Genomic DNA, 22,065 nt, shown 5'->3' on the forward strand with positions numbered 1-22,065 from the left:
CCTGGTGTCCGTGGGCCCCCGGTGGGTCAGTCGCGGCCCCGCGCGCGACGGAAACGGGTGAGCCCCTCGGCGAGGTCCACCACCGGGTCGGGGTAGCCGAGGGCGTCGCGCAGGTCCGGCGGGAGGCGCCACGGTTCGTGGATCCGCCTGCCGTCGACGTCCGCGAGTTCCGGGACCCAGCGGCGTACGTACGCGCCGTCCGGGTCGAAGCGCCTGGCCTGGACCGTGGGGTTGAGGACGCGGTGCGGGCGGGTGTCGGTGCCCGTGCCGGCGGCCCACTGCCAGTTGAGCTGGTTGTTGACGACGTCGCCGTCCACCAGCAGGTCCAGGAAGTGCCGGGCGCCGATCCGCCAGTCGACGTACAGCGTCTTCGTCAGGAAGCTCGCCGAAAGCAGGCGGGCCCGGTTGTGCATCCAGCCCTCGTGCCGCAGCTGCCGCATGGCCGCGTCGACGATCGGGTAGCCGGTGCGGCCGTCCCGCCACGCGGCGATGTCCTCAGTGGCGTCGTCCTCGCCGCGCCAGTGGTCGTCGCGGGCGCGGTAGTCCCGCCAGGACGCCTCGGGGCGCGCCGCCAGCACCTGGTGGTGGAAGTCCCGCCAGCAGAGCTGACGCACGAACGCCTCCGCGCCAGGACCGCCCTGCTCGCGTGCCCGGTGGACGGCCTCCGCCGCGGAGAGCGTCCCGAAGTGGAGGTACGGCGACAGCCGCGACGTGGCGTCGCCCGCGAGGTCGTCGTGCCGGTCCTCGTAGGCGGCCATGCCCCCGGAGCGCGACCACCGCGCCAGCCGGTCCCGGCCGGCCGTCTCCCCTCCGGGCGGGAGACCGGGGGAGGTGCCGGACACGTCCGCGCGGCCGGGCAGCGGCTCACCCCGCACCCCGTCGGGGACGCGGACGGCGCGGGGCGCCGCGAGGGGCGTGCGTAGGGTCTGCTGCGACCAGCGGCGCAGGTACGGGGTGAACACGCCGTAGTGGCCCGAGCCGGACGGGGTCACCGTCCCCGGGGCGAGCGCGGTGATCACCGCGTCGTGCACGCGCAGCGCCACGCCGACGGCGCCGAGCTCCTCGCGCAGCCGCTCCTCACGGCGGTGGGCGTACGCCGTCACGCCCGCCGCCATGTGCACCTCGGCGGCCCCGCACGCGGCGGCCACCGCGCACACCTCCGGCACGACCGGCCCCGAGCGGACCACGAGCCGCCCGCCGCGCTGCCGCAGCGAGGCGTCGAGGTCGTGCAGGCAGTCCGCGAGGAAGGCCCGCCGGTTCGGCGCGTCGAAGCCGGCCGCGTGAATGCCGCTGTCCTGGACGAACAGCGGCACCACCTCGTCCGCGGACCTGAGCGCCGCGTGCAGCGGGGGGTGGTCGCGCAGACGCAGGTCGGCGGTGAAGAGGACCACGGCGACGGTCATGGCGTCACTCCGGAGGTCGGGCGGCGGGAGGCATGCGTCGTGCCGCACCGCCGCGAGTAACCGCCGGGGCGGCGCGGGAAACGTCGCCGGTGGCGGCCGGGGTGCGTGACCCGGGCGGGCGGGGTTACCCGTCCCGCATGACTGAGACACGGCCACTCGCACTGATCACCGGCGCGTCCAGCGGCATCGGCCTCGAGCTGGCCCGGCAGTTCGCGTCGCACGGGTACGACCTCGTCGTGAACGCCGAGGACGAGGAGCTGGAGGCCGCCGCCGTGCGGCTGCGGGAGGCGGGCGGGGAGGTGCGCGCGGTCCGCGCCGACCTGCGGACCGGCGAGGGGCGCTTCCTGCTCCTCGACGCGCTCGACGGCCTGACCGTCGACGTCGCCGTCCTCAACGCCGGGGTCGGCCAGGGCGGCGCCTTCGTCGACACCGACCTGGCCGACGACCAGGCGGTCATCGACCTCAACGTCACCGCGACCGTACGGCTGGCCAAGCCGCTGCTGCGGGCGATGGCGGCGCGCGGCGAGGGACGGCTCGCCTTCACCTCGTCCGTCGCCTCCCAGATGCCGGGCTCCTTCCAGCCCGTCTACAACGCGTCCAAATCCTTCGTGCAGAGCTTCGCGCAGGCGCTGGCGGAGGAGGTGAAGGACACCGGGGTGACGGTCACCGCCTTCATGCCGGGCCCGACGGAGACGGAGTTCTTCGACCGGGCGGACATGACGGACGACACCCGCATGGGCTCCATGAAGAAGGACCCGCCGGAGCAGGTGGCGGAGCAGGCGTTCGAGGCGATCGTGAAGGGCGAGAAGAAGGCCGTCACCGGGTCGCTGATGACCAAGGCGCAGGGGCTGGCCGGAAAGGTCCTGCCCGACGGCGTGAAGGCGGCGGCCCACCGGCGCCTCGCCGAACCGGGCACGGGCGACGGCTCACGCGACTGACCTGATCGACAGCGCGTTTCGGCCCGCGCGCACGAGACACCCGGGGAGCGGCAGGCGCGCACGACGCGCAGGCGATGCGAGGAGGAGACCATGTCGAACCCGCAACAGCCCGAGCTGCGGCGCAGCGACAAGGGCGGGGCCACGCCGCAGGACAGCGGGGCCCGCAAGGCGTCCCAGCCCGGCCGGGGCGCGGGCGGCCACGCCCACGGCACCGACCGCGGCGCCAAGGGCGGCGGACGGGGCGGCGGCAAGCCGCCGGAGCAGCAGCCGGACCATCCGGAGTGAGGGTTCTCCACCCCCGAGGGGCGCGCCGTGACCGACGGCGCGCCCCTCGGCGGTGATCCGTCCCGCCAACTCGCGCGCCCGGCAGGTCGGTTAACCTGACAAGGGGGCGTTGCACGAGGGTGGGCGGCACGGTGACGGTGACGGACGGCAAGGTGACCGCTGCGGCGGTGCTGCCCGTGGTGATGCGCGGGCGTCTTGCCGTGGTCGCCGTGCTCGCCGGACTCGTGGTCCTCGTGCTCGGCGTCCGGTACGCCGGTGACGCCGTGCCCGGCCGGACGGACGCCCGGATCGGGGAGGCCGCGTACGGCGTCGGGGCGCCCTGGTGGCATGTCGCGAACGCGACGGACTTCCTGGGTGACCCCGGGGGAGCCCTGCTGCTGCTCACGGCCGGTGTCGTCGGCTGCCTGAGGGCCCGCAGGACCCGCGCCGCCGTCCTGCTGCTCGCCGGACCCGCCCTCGCCGTCGGGGTGACGCGGCTGCTCAAACCGCTCGCCGCGCGCACCATCAACGGCGACGACAACCTGGCCTTCCCGAGCGGCCACACCGCCTTCCTCACGGCCTTCGCCCTCGCCCTGGCGCTGCTCGCGGCGGGGCGGTTCGGGCTCGGTCCGACGTCGGGGACCGTGCTCGCCGTGGCCGTCGCCTCGGCCGCAGGCGCCCTCATGGGCTGGGCCCAGGTCGCCACCGGGGCGCACTACCCGACGGACACGGTGGGCGGCTGCTGCACCGCGCTGGCGGTGGTGCCGGCGGCGGCCTGGGTGATCGACCGGGTGGCCGACGCCCGCCGCGCCCATGCGAGGTGACGGGCCGCCGGCCGGGGGAGCGTCGGGCGCCGGTCCGAGGAACGGCGCCCCACGCCCCCACCTCACACCGTCCGCCGGAACACCGGCCGCACCGGCCTGCCCCCCAGCCACGGCGTCGGATCGCCCGCGTCCAGCGCCTTGCGGTACACCGCGCACGCCTGGCCGACCACGTCCACCGTGCGGTCGACGTCGGCCTCCTCGAGCGCGCCGCTCACCACGAACGACGGGGCCAGCACCCCGCCGGTCAGCAGGCGGCGCAGGAACAGCGTCCGGTACTCCTGCGACGGGCGGCCCCGCGCGTCCAGCGTCGCGAAGACCAGGTTGCTGGCGCGGCCCCGGACCACGACATGGTCGGCGACGCCCATCGCGGCCGCCGCGTCCCGGACGCCCGCGGCCAGCCGCTCGCCCAGCGCGTGCAGCCGGGCGGTGACGCCCTCCTCCACGTAGGTCGTCTGCACGGCCATCGCCGCCGCCAGGGCGTGCGTCTCCGCGCCGTGCGTGGTGGACAGCAGGAACACCCGGTCGCCGTCGTGCCGCAGCCCGCCCCACTCCATCAGCTCGCGGCGCCCGGCCAGCGCGGACACCGCGAAGCCGTTGCCCAGCGCCTTGCCGAAGGTGGACAGGTCGGGGGTCACCCCGTACAGGCCCTGGGCGCCCGCCTCCGACCAGCGGAAGCCGGTGATCATCTCGTCGAAGACCAGCACGCTCCCGTGGCGGTGCGCGAGGTCGCGCAGCCCTGCGAGGTAACCCGGCGGCGGCTCCGTCTGGGTGGCCGGCTCCAGGATCAGGCAGGCGATCTCGTCCGGGTACCGGTCGAACAGCGCCTCCACGGCGGCCAGGTCCCCGTAGGGGAACGTCACCGTCAGGTCCGTGGTCCGCGACGGGATGCCCGCCGACATGGGCGTGGTGCCGATGAACCAGTCGTCCACCGAGAAGAACGGGTGGTCCGCGCAGAGCGCGACCCGGGTGCGCCCGGTGACGGCGCGCGCCAGCCGCACCGCCGCCGTGGTCGCGTCGGAGCCGTTCTTCGCGAACTTCACCATCTCGGCGGTCGGCACCGTGGCGAGGAACCGCTCCGCCGCCTGGGCCTCCACCACCGACGGGCGCACGAAGTTGCTGCCCCGCTCCAGCTCCCGCCGTACCGCCTCCAGCACCCGCGGATGGGCGTGACCGAGGCTCACCGACCGCAGCCCCGAGCCGTACTCGAGGTACTCGTTTCCGTCGACGTCCCACACGCGGGCGCCGCGGCCGTGGTCGATGACCGGCGCCAGGTCCTGCGGGTACTGGTCGTCGCCCTTGGCGTACGTGTGCGCCCCGCCCGGGATCGCCGCGTGCAGCCGCTCGTTCACCGCCCGCGACCGGGGCAGCTCCCACTCCTCACCGTTCATGGCGCCTTCACCTCCAGCGTCCTCAGCACCTCTGCCAGGCCCGGCGCCTTGCGGTCCCGTTCGGACGTCAGCGTGACCGGCAGCGGCCAGGGGACGGCGAGTTCGGGGTCGTCGAAGGCGATCGTCACGTCCTCCGACGGGTCGTGCTCGCGGTCGATCCGGTACGACGTGTCGGCGGTGTCCGTCAGCGCCTGGAAGCCGTGCGCGCAGCCCGCCGGCACGTACAGCGTGGCCTGCGTGTCGCCGGACAGCTCGAACGTGGCCCGGCGCAGATACGTCGGCGAGCCGGGCCGCAGGTCCACCACCACGTCGAAGATCCGGCCGTGGGAGCAGCGCACCAGCTTGGCCTCGCCCTCCCCGGACCGCAGATGCATGCCGCGCACCACGCCCCGCACCGAACGGGACAGGCTGTCCTGGACGAAGGCGTCCGGGTCGATGCCCGCGGACCGCGCGACGTCCGCGTCGAACGTGCGGCAGAAGAAGCCTCGTTCATCGGTGAACGGTGTCGGCTCGAACAGAAACGCCCCGGCGATCGCCGGGACCTCGGTCACCTTCATGGGGTCTCCTGTCGTGCGGGGTCGGGGGCGGCGCCGGACGCCGGTAAGAGCGCGTTCAGCGCCTCGAACTGGCGGCGGACCCGCCCGGCCAGGACCGGGTTGCCCTCGACGAGGGTCCGCCTGACCTCCGCCCGGTTCCGCTCCAGCGCGTGGAACTGCTCGAGCAGCCGGCCCGCGTCGATGTCCCGCGCCGGGTGGCAGTGCTCGCCCAGCCCCATGTCGGCCATCAGCCGGTCGCTCTTCGCCGCGTAGCTCACGGCGAGCGCCGGGGTGCCGACCTTCAGCGCGCACACCAGGTTGTGGTAGCGGGTCGCCACCACCGTGTCCGCGACCGCCATCTCCTTCATGAGGTCGCCCAGCGACGCCGTCGCGGCGGCGGTGACCAGCGGGGAGTCGACCGCCTCGAGGATCGCCTCGGTCACCGGCCGGTCCACGTCGTCGCCGGTGAGCAGCCGTACCGGCCTGCCCTCCGCGGCCAGCGCGCGCACGAACCGCGTCATGCCGTCCAGGTAGCGGCGGCGCAGTTCGTCCGCCCGGTCCCGTTCGTCGTTGCTGCCGCCGAAGTCCATGACGCCCACGCACACCGGCCCGGCCGGCCCGGAGGAGTCGCCCGGCGGGGGAGTCGGCAGGGCGAACACCAGGTCCGCGTACACCTCGTCGTGCCGGGTGTCCACGCCCATCGCCCGTATCGCGTCCCGCGACAGGGTGTCCCGGTAGGACCGGTACGCGGCCAGCCGCGCCGCCCACCGGGTCAGCGCCCGCACCGGCCGGCTGCCGGTCTCGGACGCCCCGACCCCGACCAGCGCGACCGGCGTGCGCAGCAGCCGCCCCGCCGCGCACACCAGGAACAGCGAGTACGGCATGCCCCACGGCCGCAGCGGCAGGGTGCTCTCCAGGATCCCGGTGCCGGGGACGAGCACGACGTCGTGCCGGCGCACCCAGGCCGCGATGCGGAAGGCGTCCACGAGCTTGCCCACGCCCTTGCCCAGGATGTCGCCCGGGCGCGCCGCCGTGCGGTACTCGCCGCGGAACCAGTGCAGCCGTGCCGCGGGTATGCCGTACCGGGCCGTGACGGTCTCGGGGCCGCCGCACAGGGCGTCCACCTCCGCCTCCGGACGGTCCGCGCGCAGATGGTCGAGGAGCGCCACCAGTGAGCCGTCGTTGCCGACGTTCCCGGAGCCGAACAGACCGAAGAGGCCCACTCGGGAAGACGTCACGCGGCACCCCTCTCACGGCCGGCGACCAGGGCGTCGACGGAGACGTCGAGCGCGGCCGGGTCGACCGGAGTCCGGTCCTCGACCCGCTCGCCGGCGCCCGGGCGGACCCGGCTGGTCGCCCACGAGGCCAGGTGCCGGTAGCAGGCGCGCCGGTCGGCGGCGGACAGCGGGGCCCGTTTCACCGCCGACACGAACCCCCACACATACTCGGCGAGGAGGCGGGGCGTCGGGTGCAGCACTCCCGCGCGGCGCGGGTCCAGGTTGACGCAGCGGGCGCGCTTGGAGGGGTTGGCCCGCTCGGCGCGGGTGGGGTGGTCGCGGCGGAAGTACAGCAGCTCCGGCACCTGGTGGAAGCGTCCGTGCAGGGTGATCTCGGCGACGAACGTGCGGTCCGCGTGGTGGTAGCTGTCGTGCGGCTTGACCCGGCGCAGCACGTCGGCGCGCATCACGCCGTAGAAGTCGTCGCCGCCGGGCTCGAACAGGAGGCTGCGGAACCGCTCCGGGGCGTGCGGCGAGCCGGTGTTCAGCGTGTACGCGTACGGCACCTTGACCTTGCCGTCCTCGTCGATGACGGCCTGGTCGCTGTGGGCGAGGATCACGTCCGGGTGCTCGTCCAGCGCCTCCACGCAGCGCTTCAGCAGGTCACGGGCGTACAGGTCGTCGTGCGAGGCCCACTTGAACAGCTCGCCGCGGCACTGGGTGAAGACGTAGTTGTGGTTCGGCGCGGCGCCGATGTTCCGGGGCAGCCGGATGTACCGGATCCGGGAGTCCTGCTTGGCGTAGCGGCGGCAGATGTCCTCGGTCCCGTCGGTCGACGCGTTGTCGGTGACGACCAACTCGAAGTCCTCGTACGTCTGGCCGAGCAGGGCCTCCAGCGACTCGGCGAGGTACTCCTCGCCGTTGTACACGGGCAGGCCGATGCTCAGCCGGGGTTGCGCGGTCATGACGTCCTCACTTCACGGATGAGAGATCTCGGTGGTGCTCGCGCAGTGCGATCTTCAGGTGCAGCCACCACGCGGCCGATCCGCACACCGATGCGGCGGCGGCCCCCCAGGCCGAGCCGACGGTGCCGCCGAGGGCCGCACCGCCGATCCCGAGGCCCACGTAGCAGACCGAGGCGAAGATCTGGCACCGGAGACTGAGCCGGGCCGCGCCGAGCGCGCGCAGCCCGGCGGCCGCTCCGGTACCGACACCGGCCCCCGCGACACTGAGGGTGGCCGGAACAATGAGTTCCTTGGCGGCGGGCCAGACGTCTCCCAGGACCAGCTCCCCAGCCCGGTCCGGCATCAGCAGCAGCACGCAGCCCCACAGCAGGGCGGCGACCGCCTGGCCGCCGCCCAGGAACAGACAGAACCGGCCGAGCCGGTGCGGGGCCTGCCGCAGCATCCGCGCCGCCTCGGCCACGGTGACCAGCGTCAGTCCCATCAGCACGGCCAGGAACGGGCCCTGCAGCAGTTCGGCGCCCCGGACGACGCCGACCGCGCCGACGCCGACGATGGCGCCGAGCCCGTACGCGCGCAGCTGGCCCGCACCGCTCACGCAGGTGTTCTCGACCAGGTAGCGGTAGCCGAGGTCACGGTGGTCGCGGATCCACGGCCGGGCCCCGGTGAGCACGGGCCGGATGCCGGACTGCGCCCAGCCGTACACCCCCGCCACCGCGGCCGAGCCGCCCCAGGCGAGCACGAACGCGGGCACCGTGCCCACCTGGGCCGCCACGACCATGGCGGGGATCAGGGCCACGCCCCACACCACGTCGTTGACGAACGCCTTCCGGCCGACGCCGGCCGCGAAGAACGAGTACCGCCAGGCGTCCTGCAGCAGCAGCCCGGGCAGCACCACGCCCAGGCAGGCGAACGCGGCCCCCACACTGCCGCCGAGCAGCGGCCAGAGAGCCACGCACAGCGCGCCGATGACCGCGCCGACGCCCAGCGAGGTGCCCGTGGAGCGGGACACCGCCTGCCGCCAGGACGCCTCGGACACACCGCTGAACCGCACCACGAGCGGGTCGGTGGCCAGACCTCGGGAGACGCTGAGCACCACGCCGTAGGTCACCCAGGCCAGGCTGAACACGCCGAACGCGGTCAGTCCCAGCGAGCGCGCCACGTACACGCCCACGGCGAAGTTGGACAGGCTGGAGGCCGCCTGGTCGGCGAGCCCCCACGACAGCCTGCCCGCGACGGCCTTCGTCACGGTGCGGGCCGGACGCTCCGGCGCCGTCGTCGTCCTGGCCTCCTCGGCGGCCATCGGCCTCACGCCTTGACCAGCCCGGCGCCGTGCAGGGCGTCGGCCGCCGCGACGACGGTGTCGAACGGCAGACCGGCCCGCTCGGCCACGTCCAGCAGGGCGTGCTCGCCGTCGGAGAGGCTGAGCACCCACAGCATCGCCATCTGGGCCTCCTGCGCGTCGCTGCGCCCGCCGAGCGCCCCGTAGAGCCCGCGCCGCCCCAACTGCGGTTCCCCGTACGGGCTGAGGTTGACGTACCGCCGGTTGCGGTCGAGCACGGCGAACACCTCCCGGCAGACGGCGAGGGTGTCCTCCATCGCCTCCGGCGTCACGAAGTCCAGGTCGTCAGCCGAGGTGTGGTACTCCGGGTAGCCGGCGTACGGCGTCCGGCTGAGCGACCCCACCCCGAGGTCGAACCCCGGCGAGCAGAACTGCCGCTCGTCGTAGCCGTACGGGGTGAACTCCCGTATCTCGTGCGGCCGTCCGGAGGTCTCCAGCACGTACCGCGTCACCCGGTCGATCTCCGCGTCCCCGCGCCTGCTGCGCTTGTACGTCAGCGAGCCGCGGTCGCCCGCGCAGGCCAGCACGAGACCGTGCTTCACCCGCTCCACCCGGCCGGCGTTGCGGGCCAGCCAGGTGATCGCCCCGATGGTGCCGGGCGCGAACAGGAACCGGTACGTGTAGTACGGCGTGCCCTCGGCCAGCGACCGGGCGAGGAACGTGGCCACCGCGATGCCGGCCAGGTTGTCGTTGGCCAGCGACGGGTGGCAGACGTGACTGGAGACGAGCACCTCGTCGGGCACCTGCCCCGGCACCACGTGCTCGGCGTAGGTGAGGTGCCCGTCCGCGAGGGTGGAGTCGATCCGCACTTCGTACTCGCCGTCCGGCAGCGCGTCCAGGGTCTCCTGCGCGAGACAGAAGCCCCAGTCCGGCTTGTAGTAACTCGTGCGGTACGGCACCCACGTCGGGTGCTCGGGCAGGGTGTGCAGATGCGGACGCAGCTCCGACAGGGGCATCCGCGCCGACACCGGCACGCTGTACCCGAGCACGTGCAGGCTGGAGTCGGCGAGGTCGACGACCCGCCGCCCGGACGGGTCGGCGATCCACGCCTCGCGGACGTTCCACTCCTGCGGCACCGTCCAGTCGAGCACCTGCGTCCCGGTGGGCACCTCGTGCACCTCCAGCGGCAGATGCTCGCCGACGACGTCCAGGGTGGCGCGCACCCCGTCGCCGGTGATGCTCCGGCGGAGCGGGTACATCCGCTCCACCAGGGCGTGCATCTCCTCGCCGGGCGTCGTCACGACCGCCACCGCAGGGTGTCGTCGACCGTGCCCGCGTCGGACGCGGCGCGCAGCACGGCGAGCCGGGTGAACCGCTGCTCGAACGCCTCCCGGGTCAGTCCGTGCGTCCGGTAGGCGTCCGCCAGTTCGAGCGCGCCGCGCTTCACGGTCCATGCGCAGTCGAAGCCGGGGATCGCCTCCCGGAACCGGGAGAAGTCCACCCGGTAGGAGCGCGGGTCGGCGCCGGTCTCCCCGGTGATGACCACCTTGGAGCCGTCGACCGCGTCCGCGACCTGCTGGGCGATCTCCGCGACCGTGACGTTGTTGGTCTCGCTGCCGATGTTGAAGGCCCGGTCGTGCACCGCCTCCCGCGGCGCCTCCAGCGCGGCCGTGAACGCGCGGGCGATGTCCGCGGCGTGCACCAGCGGACGCCACGGCGTGCCGTCGGACAGCACCAGCACCTCACCGGACAGCAGGGCGTGCCCGACGAGGTTGTTCAGCACGATGTCGGCGCGCAGCCGCGGCGAGAACCCGAAGGCGGTCGCGTTGCGCATGTACACCGGGCTGAAGTCGTCGTCGGCCAGCGCGTGCAGGTCGTCCTCCACCCGCACCTTGGACTCGGCGTACGGCGTCACCGGCCGCAACGGGGCGTCCTCGGCCACCAGTTCGTCGCCGCCCGCCGCGCCGTAGACCGAGCAGGTCGAGGCGTACAGGAAGCGCCGCACCCCCGCGTCGCGCGCCAGCTTCGCCAGCCGCACGGACGCGTGGTGGTTGATGTCGTAGGTCAGTTCCGGCGCCAGCGCCCCCAGCGGGTCGTTGGACAGGGCGGCCAGGTGGATCACGGCGTCCACCCCGGCCACGTGGTCGGCCGTGACGTCCCGCAGGTCCACCCGCGTCCCCGGAGGGTCCGCGGGGGCCGGCCCCAGCACGCAGTCGGCGAACAGGCCGGCGTCCAGCCCGGTGACCTCGTGTCCGGCGGCCGTGAGCACCGGGGCCATCACGGTGCCCAGATAGCCCTGGTGTCCGGTGAGCAGTACGCGCAAGGTTTCAACCCCCCAGGTCGACAGTGAGTTTGGTGACGGCGAACGCCTCGGCGTAGCGCGCGTTGCTTTCGATGCCCCGGATCCGGGCGAGCCCCAGGAAGGCCTCCCGGTCGTACCAGGGCCGGTGCCGCTGCGAGGGGTAGTGCTCCTGCAGCAGCCGCACCTTGTCCTCGGCCGTCTCCGGCGCCAGCGGCTGGTACACCACCGGACGGCCCAGGTCCCCGTCCCACTTGACGATCTCGTAGCCCAGCACGAGATGGTCGCGGAACGCGGTGGTCATCAGTTTCGCCAGGCCCCGGTGGTCCTGGTGCGCGTCCTCGGTGCGCGGCGCGAGCACCAGGTCGGGCTCGGTGCGGGCGCGCAGCTCCTCCACCGCGGCCTTCGCCTCGGCCCAGTGCGCGGGCAGCCGGCCGTCGGGCAGCTTGTCCACGGTGAGCCGGAGATCGGCGCCCGGGCAGAACGCGGCGAGCGCCTCCTGCTCCTCCTGCTCGCGCTCCGTGCCGCCGCCGGACAGCACCAGCGCGTCGACCCTGAGGCCCGGGTGGGCCCGGCACAGGGTCAGCAGCGTGCCGCCGGCGCCGATGGCGATGTCGTCGCAGTGCGCGCCCACCGCGACGACCCGCTCCAGACGCCCGGTTCCCAGCCGGATCACGCGCTCACCCCCGTCCCCGTACGCTCCCGCTCCCACACGGCCCACGGACGGTCCCCCCGGGCGTAGGCCTCGTCCAGCGCCGTACGCTCCTTGACCGTGTCGGTCGGCTGCCAGAAGCCGCGGTGCCGGTGTGCGACGAGCCTTCCCCGCTTGGCCAGTTGGGCACACCCGTCGGCGACGAGATCTCCGTTCTCCGGGATGTGGTCGAAGATCTCCTGGCGCAGCACGAAGTAGCCGCCGTTCTCCCACAGCGGCAGCTCGCTCACCGGGGTGATGCCGCCCACCAGGCCGTCCTGGCCCAGCTCCACGCAGTGGAACGACGACTGAGGCGGCACCACCATCATCGACGCGCCCGCGTCCCGGCGGGAGAACCGGTCGATCATCTCCGGCAGCGGGGCGTCGGTGAGCACGTCCGCGTAGTTGGCGAGGAACATCTCGTCGCCGTCCAGGTGCTCCCGCACCCGGCGCAGCCGCTCCCCGATGGGCGACTCGATGCCGGTCTGCGCGAAGGTGATGGTCCAGTCGGCGATGTCGGTGGACAGCAGCTCGGTGCGGCCGCCGCGCAGCACGAAGTCGTTGGAGACGGTCTCCTCGTAGGTGAGGAAGAAGTTCTTGATGTGGTGGGCGCCGTAGCCCAGGCAGAGGATGAACTCCTTGTGCCCGTAGTGCGCGTAGTAGCGCATCACGTGCCAGATCAGCGGGCGCGGTCCGACCATCGCCATCGGCTTGGGTATGTCGTCGTTCGCCCCGGCGCGCATGCGCATCCCGTAACCGCCGCAGAACAGTACGACCTTCATCGCTCGACCTCGACAATGCTCAGTTCCGGGATGGGGAAGACAAGGCGGCCGCCCCACTCGTGCACGTACGCCAGCTGCTCGGTCAGCTCGGCGCGCAGGTTCCAGGGCAGCACGAGCACGTAGTCCGGCCGGTCGGCGGCGATCCGCTCCGGCGGCAGGATCGGGATGCGCGTGCCCGGCGTGTACCGGCCGTGCTTGTACGGGTTGCGGTCCACCGTGTACGCGAGCAGGTCGGGCCGGATCCCGCAGTGGTTGAGCAGCGTGTTGCCCTTGCCGGGGGCGCCGTAGCCGACGACCGTCTTGCCCTCCTCGGCCGCCTCGACCAGGAACCGCAGCAGGTCCCGGCGCACCTTCGCCACCCGGGCGGAGAACTCGGTGTACCCGGACAGCTCCTGGAGCCCGGCGGCCTTCTCCCGGGCCAGGACGTCGGAGACCCGGCGGCTCGGCTCCCCGGCCGCCTCGTCGGGGCGCGCCCACAGCCGCAGCGACCCGCCGTGCGTGGGCAGCAGCTCCACGTCCACCAGCGTCAGCCCGCCGCCGGCCAGCGCCCGGATCGCGGAGGCGACCGTGTAGTACTGGAAGTGCTCGTGGTAGATCGTGTCGTACTGGTTCTCCTCGATGAGGGTCAGCAGGTGCTGCACCTCGATCGACACCCAGCCGTCGTCGGCGACCAGCGCGCGCAGCCCCTTGGTGAAGCCGATGACGTCCGGGATGTGCGCGTACACGTTGTTGGCGACCACCAGGTCGGCCGGCCCGTGCTCGGCGCGCACCTCCGCGCCCGTCTCGGGGCTCAGGAACGCGGTGTGCGTGGGCACGCCCGCCTCCCGCGCCGCCGCGCCGACGTTCACCGACGGCTCCACGCCCAGGCAGCGGACGCCCCGGTCCACCACGTGGCGCAGCAGATAGCCGTCGTTGCTCGCCACCTCCACCACGAAGGAGTCCTCGCCCAGGCCGAGCCGCGCCGCCGCGTCCTCGACGAAGACCCGCGCGTGCTCCACCCAGGAGGAGGAGTACGACGAGAAGTACGCGTACTCGCTGAACGTCTCCTCCGGCGTGATCAGCGGCGGGATCTGCGCCAGCCAGCAGTCCGTGCAGACCCGCAGGTGCAGCGGGTACGTCGGCTCCGGCGCGTCCAGCCGTTCCGCCGAGAGAAAGCTCTCGCACGGCGGGGTCGCCCCCAGGTCGACGACGCTCTCCAGCGCCGTCGAGCCGCACAGTCGGCAACGTGTCATCTGCTTCCCCCATCCCGCTCGCGCAGGTCCCCCCGGCGCGAGCCCGTGTGCGTGTCCCCTCGCGACGGGTCGGCCCCGCCGTGTCCCGCGATCGCCGCGCGGTACCCCTCCTCCAGGTGCTTGAGCCCCACCTCGGGGCTGAAGCCCCGCTCGTACCGGAGCCGGGCCGCGCGGCCCATCTCCCGGTTGCCGTCGCCGTCCGCGGTGACCCGGCGCAGCGCGACCGCCAGCGACGCGGCGTCGTCCGGCCGGTGCAGCAGCCCGGTCACCCCGTCCTCGACCAGCTCGGTGAAGGCGCCGTGCCCGGCGGCGACGGCCGGCACCCCCGCCGCCATCGCCTCCACGACCACCAGCCCGAAGGCCTCCTTCCAGGTCGACGGGGCCACCACGGCCACCGCCCCCGCGACGGCCTCACGGCACCGCACCCGGTCGTACAGGCCGACGTACCGCACGTCGTCCCGGCCCGCCGCCCAGGCCGCCACCTCCGCCTCCAGCGGGCCCGTACCGGCGATCACCAGCGGCACACCGGCCCCGCCGGCCGCGGCGAGCTCGTCCCACGCGGCCATCAGCAGCCGTACGCCCTTCACCTCAGCGAGCCGCCCCAGGTACAGCAGGTGCTCACCCGGGCCGGTGCGCCGCACGGGCGTCTCCGGCACGAAGTTGTGCTTCACCACGAGCCGGCCGGCCGGCATCCCCGCGCCCACCAGCACCTCGCGCTGCGCCGCCGAGATGCAGAAGAACCGCTCCACGCCCGACCACCAGCGCCGCCGGTTGACCGACAGACTCACCGCGAGCGGCACCGTCGCCAGCGCGCTGCCGCGGTAGCAGCCGTGCCGGACGGCGGGCAGCGGCGCCCGGCCCACGCACGCCGTGCACGGCGAGCCGTCCCGGTGCAGCGTCCCCGGCGGGCACACCTGCGTGTAGTTGTGCAGCGTGGCGACGGCCGGCACCCCGGCGTCCGCGCAGGCCGCGATCACCGCGGGCGACAGCAGCGGGAAGACGTTGTGCAGGTGCACCACGTCCGGCCGCTCGGCCCGCAGCCGCTCCGCCAGCCGGGCGCGCACCGCCGGGTTCCACGGCACCAGCAGCGGTATCGCGGCCTTGGCCGGCAGCGAGCGGGCCGCGATGTCGTCGCTGCGCCGCTCGAACACCCCGACCCGGTGGCCGGCCTCCCGCAGCAGCGCCACCTCCTGGTCGACGACCTTGTTCTCCCCGCTCGGCTGCGCCGACGCGTAGCGGTTGTGCACCACCATGACGTGCATTCACGCCACCTCCTTGCCGCGGACCGGCCGCGCGACGCTCCGGTGGACGGGCTCCGGCGCCGGCGGACCGGCGCCGGGCGCGGGCGGGGCGGTGGGCGCCACCAGCAGGGAGGCCGCGAGGGCCAGGTGCAGCAGGTACGGCGAGGCGTCGCCCAGACCCGCCTCGGTGTACGAGGCGAGCCCGCAGTAGGTGATCAGGAACAGGGCGCAGGCCCGCGCGAGCGACGGCGGCCGCAGCAGCGCGACCGTGCCCAGCACCAGCACGAACCCGGCCACCAGCGTCACGCCCAGCAGGCCCTGCTCGTGGTAGACGGCCAGCCAGCTGTTGTCGATGGGCAGCCCGTCGAACGACTTGTCGCCGAGCCCCACCCCGAACAGTTGCTCCGCGCCCGACCGGGGCGCGTCGAGCAGCGCCTCCCACACCTTGGCGCGGCCGGTGAGGGTGGAGAAGTTCTCCTCGGTCTGCCCGCGCAGGAACCACGCCTGGAGCAGCGAGCCGAACGCGACCGCGGCCACCGCGGCGCACGCGAGCGCCCAGCCGAACCAGCGGCGGGCGGCGGCGCTGGTCAGCACCATCGAGCCGATCGCCACCAGGAGCCCGGCGAGCAGCCCGATCGTCGCCGTCCGGGTGTGCGTGAGGGCGAGCAGCGCCAACGACGGCACGATCACCAGCGCGGCGCTCCGCCGGTCGGTCCGACGCCCCAGCACCAGCAGCACCGCGAGCCCCACGACCACCGCCGCGTACTGCCCGATCTGGGGTGGCGTCAGCGGCCACAGCGCGCCCACGAGCCGGCCGCCGTAGAGGTCGGGCAGCGCGGCGCCGGGCGACAGCAGCAGGCCGGCGGCGACCGAGCACAGCACCAGGAAGTACCAGCGGATGTGGTACCGCACGAACGTGGTGGAGCCGTCCCACCAGCGGGAGAGCAGCCACAGCGTGGCCACGAACACCGCGAACCGGCCGCACCGGAACAGCGCCCCGAACCCGGCGCTCAGGTCCACGCTGGAGATCAGGCTCGGCACCAGCAGCAGGCTGAGCAGCAGCAGGAACGCGCTGGGCCGCACCCGCAGCCGCAGGTTCACGGCCAGCGCCAGTCCGAACGCGGCGACCAGGGCGCCCATCGTGACCATCTGGATCAGCGACCGGGGCAGCGGCACGATCGTCTCCGCCCCCGTGGAGCCGAGGGTGTTGAGGACCAGCAGCCCCCACACCGTCCCGACCGTCCTCGGCGTGTGCTCCACCCGCACGTCAACCACCTTCCCCGGCACGGTGGGTGCTGCCCGCGTCCTGCCGGTACGGCGCGCCCTGCCACTCCCGGAAGTCCAGCTCGCCGCTCGGGTCGTGGGCGACGAACGTCCACGGCCCCTCGTAGACGTTCTCCCGCCAGCGGTTGTGCTGCTTCAGCGTGATGGCGTCGGCGACCTTCTCGCCCATGTACGGCGACCAGTCCGGATAGGTGCCGTAGTTGGCGAGGACCGCCATGCGGTCGCACATCGACGCGCAGTCCATCGCGGACTTGTCCAGCAGGAACCGGTTGTGGTGGACGTCCACCCGCTGGGTCCGCCACCGGCAGTCCGTGTACAGCGGCGCCTTGGTGATGCCCGGCCGCGCGCAGCGGTCGATGTCCTCGACGAGCAGGGTGCAGTCGGCCGAGGAGGTGTTGGCGGGGCTGTTGCAGAACCGGTCGGCGTTCTCCCACAGGGTGATCGCGTTCCAGTTGTCCTCGAAGAGGTTCCCGGAGATCTCCAGCGTGTCCGTGCGGGCCTTCACCCGGGGCTCGCCGCCCGACTCCGAGATGTAGACGGTGGCGAACGGGAAGCTGTCGCCGCGCTCGGCGTACCGCTTCCCCTCCACCCAGTTGTTCCGCCGGATCGTGTTGTTCCTGATCACCGCGTTGTAGCTGGTCTCGTACATCAGGGCGGCGCCCTGGTTGTCCTCCAGGACGTTGCCCTCGATCAGGAAGTCGTTGTTGTTGGTGTCCGCCCACAGACCGGTGCCGCGGTTGCCGTGCACCCAGTTGCCGCGCACGTCCGCGCCGTCGACGGCCCAGAACTTCACGCCGCCGGTGCAGCCGCAGCCGGGCCGCTTCGTCTCCCAGTCGTGCCGGTTGTTGTCGGTGATCTCGTTGCCCTCCAGCACGAGGTCACGCAGCGGACCCGACCCCTTGTACGCGTTCATGCCGTACTGGCCGTTGCCGCGCAGGCAGCTCGCCCGCACCTGCTGGCCGGACCCGGCCATCAGCCCGGCGCCGGAGTTGAACTGGACCCGGGAGTGCTCGATCACCCAGCCGTCGGCCGAGTCGTGGTTGACCACGCCCTCGTCGTGGGGCGCGACGAACCCCTGCACGGTCAGGTGACGGATGGTCACGTCGCGCGCGCCGCCGCCGAACGCGTACTGGTTGGTCCTCCGGCCGTCGAGGACCGCGCCGGGCGCGCCGATGTAGGTGTTGCCGTCCTTGGGCTCCACCTGCGCGTACCGGTCGTCGGCGAGCCGGTGCCTGCCGGGCTTCAGCCAGAACGTGGTCCCCTCGGGGCGGGCGTTGGTCTTCGCGGAGAGGTCGCCGGGCACCGAGGGGTCCACGGTCACCGCGCCGGACGGCGCCTTCGCCGGACCGGGCTTCGGCTTCTCGCACACCCGGGCCACGGCCTCGGGCGCCCCGCCGGAGTCCTCCGGCTGCGTGCGGGCGTCCGCCCGTGACCGCCCGTCCGGCTTCGTCTCCGGCTCGGGCTCGCTCTCGCAGCCGGCGGTCGCCACCAGCACCAGCGCCAGCCCGGCCGCCGACACCCAGCGCCGCCACCGGCGCACGCCCCCTCCGCGCAGACCCATCGCAGCCCCCTAGCCGTCGAACCCGAGAACGGTGGTGAACTCGGCCGTCCCGTCGACGGATCCGCTGCCGACCAGCGTGGTGCTCGGCACCTTGCGCCCGAACCCGGGGGAGTACCAGCCGAGCGGCGGCCCGCTCTCGCCCCGGTGCGCCCGCCAGGTGAGCCCGGCCGGCAGGTCCAGCACGGCCGAGCGGTCCTCGCCGTCCCGCGTCCAGGTGAGCCGCGCCCGGCTCCCCTCCAGCTCCGCCGTGATGTCCGGGCCGAGGTGGAACGCCAGACGCACCACCCGGCGGTCGCCGCTCACCGTGTCGGCCACCCGCACCTCACGGCTCTCCCGGGCGACGTCCACCTGCCGCCGGTGGAGCAGCGGCCGGTAACCGTCGTGCTCGGCGCACCAGCGCGCCGCCTTCTCCCCGTCGGCGTCCACCTTCAGCACCCGGGTGGTGGCGTGCCGCGTCCACAGGAACGGGCCGCCCGACACCGACTGGTCCCGGCCGCCCGCCTCGAGCGTGTTGTGGCCGAGCGTGGAGCGGAAGTAGCTCCGCCACTCGGGCAGGCCGTGGTAGCAGTACGTGCCCGGGTCGGCCAGCACGTCGACCCCGTCGTGCCGCACCTCCACCGACAGCGCGTCCGCGTGGGCGTGCGCGGCGATCGACAGGAACCCGTGCGGCCCGCCGTCGCAGCGGCACCAGATCCCCCCGGGCCCCCGCAGCACGGTCAGCCCCGCGTCCGCGAAGTGCGCCGGCCGGCTCTCCGGACGTGCCACGCCCTCGCCGTACGGCTCGGTCAGCGAGGCCAGCAGCGGGGTGCGCACGTCGGCGCCGGGCACCTCCGGCCACCAGCCGAGCCGGCCGAACACCGCCTCGCCGGTGGCCAGCAGCGACCCCCAGCGGTCGGTGTCCGGGCCGTCAAGCACCAGCCCGTGCCCGTCGTCCGCGTCACCCTGCCGGGGCGGGCGCAGCCGGTCGTCGACGACGGCCGCGAGCGCGTCCGTCATCCGCAGCAGTACCAGCCGCGTCGTCGTGGGCACGGGCACGCCCGCGGCGTCCGCCTCGGCCAGCGCGGCCAGGCCCAGCTCCAGCACCAGCCCGTGGTACTCGCTCGCCAGCTCCCGGTTGATCCCGGACAGGAAGGTGTTGGCGCGCAGATGCCGGTCCAGGTCGCGCACCGCGTCCGCCCGCCACCGCGGCGAGTAGGGGAACCAGCCGAACGCGCAGGACGCGGCGAGCTGCCCGGCCGCCTCGGCGACCGCGTGGTTGTTCGCCGACGAGCCCCGGCTGGGGAACGCGGCCAGCCAGCGCTGGTGGTGCCAGATCTGGTCCAGCGCCGCCGGGTTCTCCTCGAACAGGGCGGGCGCGCCCGCCCAGCCGTCCAGCAGCCGCCGGATCCACACCCACGACAGCAGCCGGATGCCCAGCTCGATGCCGCTCACCCAGTGCGCGCCCCGCAGCGGCGGGTTGGCCTCCCACCACGAGCGCAGATGCGCGGCCACCCGCTCCGCGTACCGGTCGTTCCCGGTGAGCGCGTACGCGGCGGCCAGCACGGTCAGGTACTGGTGCCGGGACGGCTCCCAGATCTGCTTGATGTCGCCGACCGCCTCCTCGTCCCGGTACGGCACGTCGAAGGCGTGCTCCAGCGGGGTGCGGCGGCCGGTTTTCGGGTCGAACTGCCAGTCCGGGTCGGCCATGTCGTCGCGGACCACGCCGAAGAACTCGGCCCGCCCCGCCATCAGCCGGTCCGCCTCGGCGACCAGCCGCTTCACCGCGTCCGGGTCCACCCCGGCGAGCGCGCCGTCGGGCAGCACGGCCGTGAACCGGACGCCCGTCACCGGAGGCCGCTCGGGCAGCCCCGACCGCCAGCGCCGCCGGCGCACCGCGTCGACGGCCCGGCCGCCGGCCTCCCGCGGCCCCATCCGGGACAGCCGCCGCAGGTACCACCCCGCGCTCATGCTCATCGCGCCCCCGCCAGGGTCACCGGGACGCCGCTCGCCAGCGCCGTGCGCACGGCGAGCGTGGCCGTCGTCGTCGCGGCCAGCGACTCCAGCGGCACCGGCATCGGCCCGCCGGTCCGCACGGCCTTCACGAACGCCGCGAGCTCCGCGTTCTGCCCCTTGTCGCGGGCCTTCGGCAGCCGCGAGCCGGCCCACTGCCGGCGCCGCCCGTCGTACACGGCGGCCCGCGTGAAGTCGTCCAGCCGCAGCACCTTGCCGTCCGCGATCAGGTCCAGCGTCTCCTTCGGGAAGGACGAGGGCCCGGAGGTGACGTAGCTGATCGTCGCCGTGGACCCGTCCGGGTAGCCCAGCACGATCTGCAGGTCCTCGTTGCCGGCCGGGGCGGCCGCGTACACCGACACCGGGTCGGCGTCCAGCAGCCAGCTCGCGGTGTCGACGAAGTGCCCGCCCTCCCCGGCGAACCGGGACCCCTCGGTGTCCTGCCGCAGGTACCAGCTGCCGTGGTCCAGCCGGCCCGCGTTGACCAGGTAGCGCAGGCTCGCCGGGCCGGTGCGGTCGCCGAACAGCTCCCGTGCCTCCCGCAGCAGCGGGGCGAACCGGCGGTTGAAGCCCACCTGGATCCGGTCGTTGCCGGACTCCTCCACCGCCGCCAGCACGGAGGCCAGCTCCTCCTCGGTGAGCGCCAGCGGCTTCTCCACGAACACCGCCTTGCCCGCCAGCAGCGCCCGCCGCGTCAGCTCGGCGTGCGAACTGTGCCGGGTCACCACGAACACCGCGTCCACGGCCGGGTCGCCCAGCGCCGCGTCCAGGTCGGTGGTGGCCTTCCCGAAGCCGAACTTCCGCTGCGCGTTGGCCGCGGACAGCGCCGTGGTGGTGACGACCGTGGACAGCTCCACGCCGTCACGTCCCGTCAGATGCGGCAGCAGCATCGACGACGCGTAGTTCCCCGCGCCGACGAACGCCAGCCGCACCGCGCCGGACCGCCGCGCGGGAGCCGTACGGCCGGACGGCCGCGGCAGCTCCGGCACCTTGGGCACCGTCACCTCCGGCGCCTCGACGGCGGGCGCGTCCTCCGCCGCGTACCGGAACAGCACGGCCACCGCCCTGAGTTCGCCCTCCTCGAGCCGCCGGTACGTCTCCACGGCGTCCTCGAAGTCCGCGACGTGCGACACGAGCGGCTCCACGTCCACGCTGCCCCGCGCGATCAGGTCGAGGAAGCACCCCAGGTTGCGGCGCTCGGTCCAGCGGACGTAGCCGACCGGGTAGTCGCGGCCCTGGAGTTCGTACTCCGGGTCGTAGCGCCCGGGCCCGTAGCTGCGGGAGAAGCGGACGTCGAGTTCCTTCTCGTAGTACGCGTTCCACGGCAGGTCGAGCCGGCACTTGCCGATGTCGATCACCCGGCCGCGGTCCCGGCACAGCCGCGCGGCCAGCTCCACCGGCTGGTTGCTGCTCCCGCCGGCCGCCAGATACACCTGGTCCACGCCCATGCCGCCGGTGAGTTCGGCGACCGCGCTCTCCACGCTCGCCGAACCCGGGTCGCCGCAGGCCGCCGCGCCCAGCCGCTCGGCCAGCTCGCAGCGCGCCGGGTCGGGGTCCACGCCGACCACCCGCACCCCGGAGGCGTTCAGCAGCTGCGTGACCAGCTGCCCGATCAGCCCGAGACCGATCACCAGGGCCACCTCGCCGAGCCGCGACTCGCCCTGCCGCACGCCCTGCAGCGCGATCGACCCGACGGTGCCGAACGCCGCGTGCCGGGGCGCCACCCCGTCCGGGACGGGCACGTACAGGTTCTTCGGCACCCAGTTCAGCTCGGCGTGCAGCGCGTGCTCGTTGCCCGCGCACGCCACGACGTCGCCCACCTTCACGTCGTCGATGCCGGCGCCGACCTGCTCGACCACCCCGCACAGCGAATACCCGAGCGGCGTGTACGAGTCGAGCTTGCCCATCACCTTGCGGTACGTCGCCGGCACCCCGTTGGTGGCGACGCTCTGCACGACCTTCGCCACCTGGTCCGGCCGTGACCGCGCCTTGCCCAGCATCGACATGCCGGCCTCGGACACCTTCATCATCTCGGTGCCGGTGGAGATCAGGGAGAAGGCGCTGCGCACCAGCACCCCGCCCGGCTTTGCGCCCGGCGCCGGCACGTCGAGCAGCGCCAGCTCGCCGCTCTTGTAGTTCTGCACTACCTGTTTCACGGAGTTCCTCTTGTCT

At 73.9% G+C, this 22,065-nt stretch carries 19 protein-coding genes; 3 read left to right on the top strand and 16 right to left on the bottom strand.

The genetic code is table 11. The features are described from left to right. Positions 1–26: 26 nt before the first annotated feature. Positions 27–1,403, bottom strand: coding sequence for a cryptochrome/photolyase family protein (locus tag ACQZOG_RS23220; protein ID WP_430741764.1), 1,377 nt, complete (start codon positions 1,401–1,403; stop codon positions 27–29). A gap of 137 nt (positions 1,404–1,540) precedes the next feature. Between ACQZOG_RS23220 and ACQZOG_RS23225 the strand changes: the two genes are divergently transcribed. The 3 genes from ACQZOG_RS23225 (at position 1,541) to ACQZOG_RS23235 (ending at position 3,429) form a co-directional block, all read left to right on the top strand. Further along, on the top strand, positions 1,541–2,341 hold the full coding sequence (locus ACQZOG_RS23225; protein WP_033277178.1) for an SDR family NAD(P)-dependent oxidoreductase: 801 nt from the start codon (positions 1,541–1,543) through the stop codon (positions 2,339–2,341). Positions 2,342–2,431: 90 nt separating this feature from the next. Continuing rightward, positions 2,432–2,626: a hypothetical protein gene (locus ACQZOG_RS23230; protein WP_033277148.1), complete on the top strand. Its 195-nt coding sequence runs from the start codon at positions 2,432–2,434 to the stop codon at positions 2,624–2,626. Between the two features lie 119 nt (positions 2,627–2,745). Further along, the gene (locus ACQZOG_RS23235; protein WP_430741765.1) at positions 2,746–3,429 is read left to right on the top strand and encodes a phosphatase PAP2 family protein; all 684 of its coding nucleotides are present in this window, start codon (positions 2,746–2,748) and stop codon (positions 3,427–3,429) included. Positions 3,430–3,491: 62 nt separating this feature from the next. Here the strand turns inward: ACQZOG_RS23235 and ACQZOG_RS23240 are convergent, their stop codons facing one another. Genes ACQZOG_RS23240 through ACQZOG_RS23310 form a run of 15 tightly spaced genes read right to left on the bottom strand, consistent with a single transcriptional unit; the run spans position 3,492 to position 22,049 of the window. Continuing rightward, entirely contained in the window at positions 3,492–4,817 is a 1,326-nt protein-coding gene (locus tag ACQZOG_RS23240; protein ID WP_058917119.1) for a glutamate-1-semialdehyde 2,1-aminomutase, read from the bottom strand. Next, a complete protein-coding gene (gene rfbC / locus ACQZOG_RS23245) occupies positions 4,814–5,374 on the bottom strand; it encodes a dTDP-4-dehydrorhamnose 3,5-epimerase (RefSeq protein WP_033277151.1) in 561 nt (186 codons plus the stop codon). The genes ACQZOG_RS23240 and rfbC overlap by 4 nt, the downstream gene beginning before the upstream one ends. Further along, on the bottom strand, positions 5,371–6,576 hold the full coding sequence (locus ACQZOG_RS23250) for a polysaccharide pyruvyl transferase family protein (RefSeq protein ID WP_033277152.1): 1,206 nt from the start codon (positions 6,574–6,576) through the stop codon (positions 5,371–5,373). Before ACQZOG_RS23250 ends, rfbC begins: the two co-directional genes overlap by 4 nt. Before the next feature lie 11 nt (positions 6,577–6,587). Continuing rightward, positions 6,588–7,535: a glycosyltransferase family 2 protein gene (locus ACQZOG_RS23255; RefSeq protein WP_058917121.1), complete on the bottom strand. Its 948-nt coding sequence runs from the start codon at positions 7,533–7,535 to the stop codon at positions 6,588–6,590. 7 nt (positions 7,536–7,542) lie between these two features. Further along, a complete protein-coding gene (locus tag ACQZOG_RS23260) occupies positions 7,543–8,835 on the bottom strand; it encodes a hypothetical protein (RefSeq protein ID WP_136238000.1) in 1,293 nt (430 codons plus the stop codon). Positions 8,836–8,840: 5 nt separating this feature from the next. After that, positions 8,841–10,124 carry a DUF4910 domain-containing protein gene (locus ACQZOG_RS23265; protein ID WP_058917123.1) on the bottom strand — a complete coding sequence of 428 codons (1,284 nt, stop codon included), beginning with the start codon at positions 10,122–10,124 and terminating at the stop codon, positions 8,841–8,843. Beyond that, on the bottom strand, positions 10,112–11,137 hold the full coding sequence (locus tag ACQZOG_RS23270) for an NAD-dependent epimerase/dehydratase family protein (protein ID WP_033277156.1): 1,026 nt from the start codon (positions 11,135–11,137) through the stop codon (positions 10,112–10,114). The genes ACQZOG_RS23265 and ACQZOG_RS23270 overlap by 13 nt, the downstream gene beginning before the upstream one ends. A 4-nt stretch (positions 11,138–11,141) precedes the next feature. Then, entirely contained in the window at positions 11,142–11,789 is a 648-nt protein-coding gene (locus ACQZOG_RS23275) for a PIG-L deacetylase family protein (protein WP_033277179.1), read from the bottom strand. Further along, a complete protein-coding gene (locus ACQZOG_RS23280; RefSeq protein ID WP_033277157.1) occupies positions 11,786–12,586 on the bottom strand; it encodes a glucose-1-phosphate cytidylyltransferase in 801 nt (266 codons plus the stop codon). Before ACQZOG_RS23280 ends, ACQZOG_RS23275 begins: the two co-directional genes overlap by 4 nt. After that, a complete protein-coding gene (locus tag ACQZOG_RS23285; protein ID WP_136238001.1) occupies positions 12,583–13,818 on the bottom strand; it encodes a class I SAM-dependent methyltransferase in 1,236 nt (411 codons plus the stop codon). Before ACQZOG_RS23285 ends, ACQZOG_RS23280 begins: the two co-directional genes overlap by 4 nt. Beyond that, the gene (locus tag ACQZOG_RS23290) at positions 13,815–15,080 is read right to left on the bottom strand and encodes a glycosyltransferase (RefSeq protein ID WP_380827396.1); all 1,266 of its coding nucleotides are present in this window, start codon (positions 15,078–15,080) and stop codon (positions 13,815–13,817) included. Before ACQZOG_RS23290 ends, ACQZOG_RS23285 begins: the two co-directional genes overlap by 4 nt. Then, positions 15,081–16,325 carry an O-antigen ligase family protein gene (locus tag ACQZOG_RS23295; protein ID WP_203549963.1) on the bottom strand — a complete coding sequence of 415 codons (1,245 nt, stop codon included), beginning with the start codon at positions 16,323–16,325 and terminating at the stop codon, positions 15,081–15,083. 1 nt (position 16,326) lies between these two features. Then, positions 16,327–17,904 (bottom strand): right-handed parallel beta-helix repeat-containing protein, encoded by a 1,578-nt coding sequence (locus ACQZOG_RS23300; RefSeq protein WP_203549962.1) that lies wholly within the window; start codon positions 17,902–17,904, stop codon positions 16,327–16,329. Positions 17,905–17,913: 9 nt separating this feature from the next. Next, entirely contained in the window at positions 17,914–19,857 is a 1,944-nt protein-coding gene (locus ACQZOG_RS23305) for an alginate lyase family protein (protein ID WP_430741766.1), read from the bottom strand. Further along, on the bottom strand, positions 19,854–22,049 hold the full coding sequence (locus ACQZOG_RS23310) for a bi-domain-containing oxidoreductase (protein WP_430741767.1): 2,196 nt from the start codon (positions 22,047–22,049) through the stop codon (positions 19,854–19,856). The genes ACQZOG_RS23305 and ACQZOG_RS23310 overlap by 4 nt, the downstream gene beginning before the upstream one ends. Positions 22,050–22,065: the final 16 nt, after the last annotated feature.

The sequence above is a fragment of the Streptomyces sp. P13-3-3 genome, from assembly GCF_050571355.1.
Lineage (GTDB): Bacteria > Actinomycetota > Actinomycetes > Streptomycetales > Streptomycetaceae > Streptomyces > Streptomyces althioticus.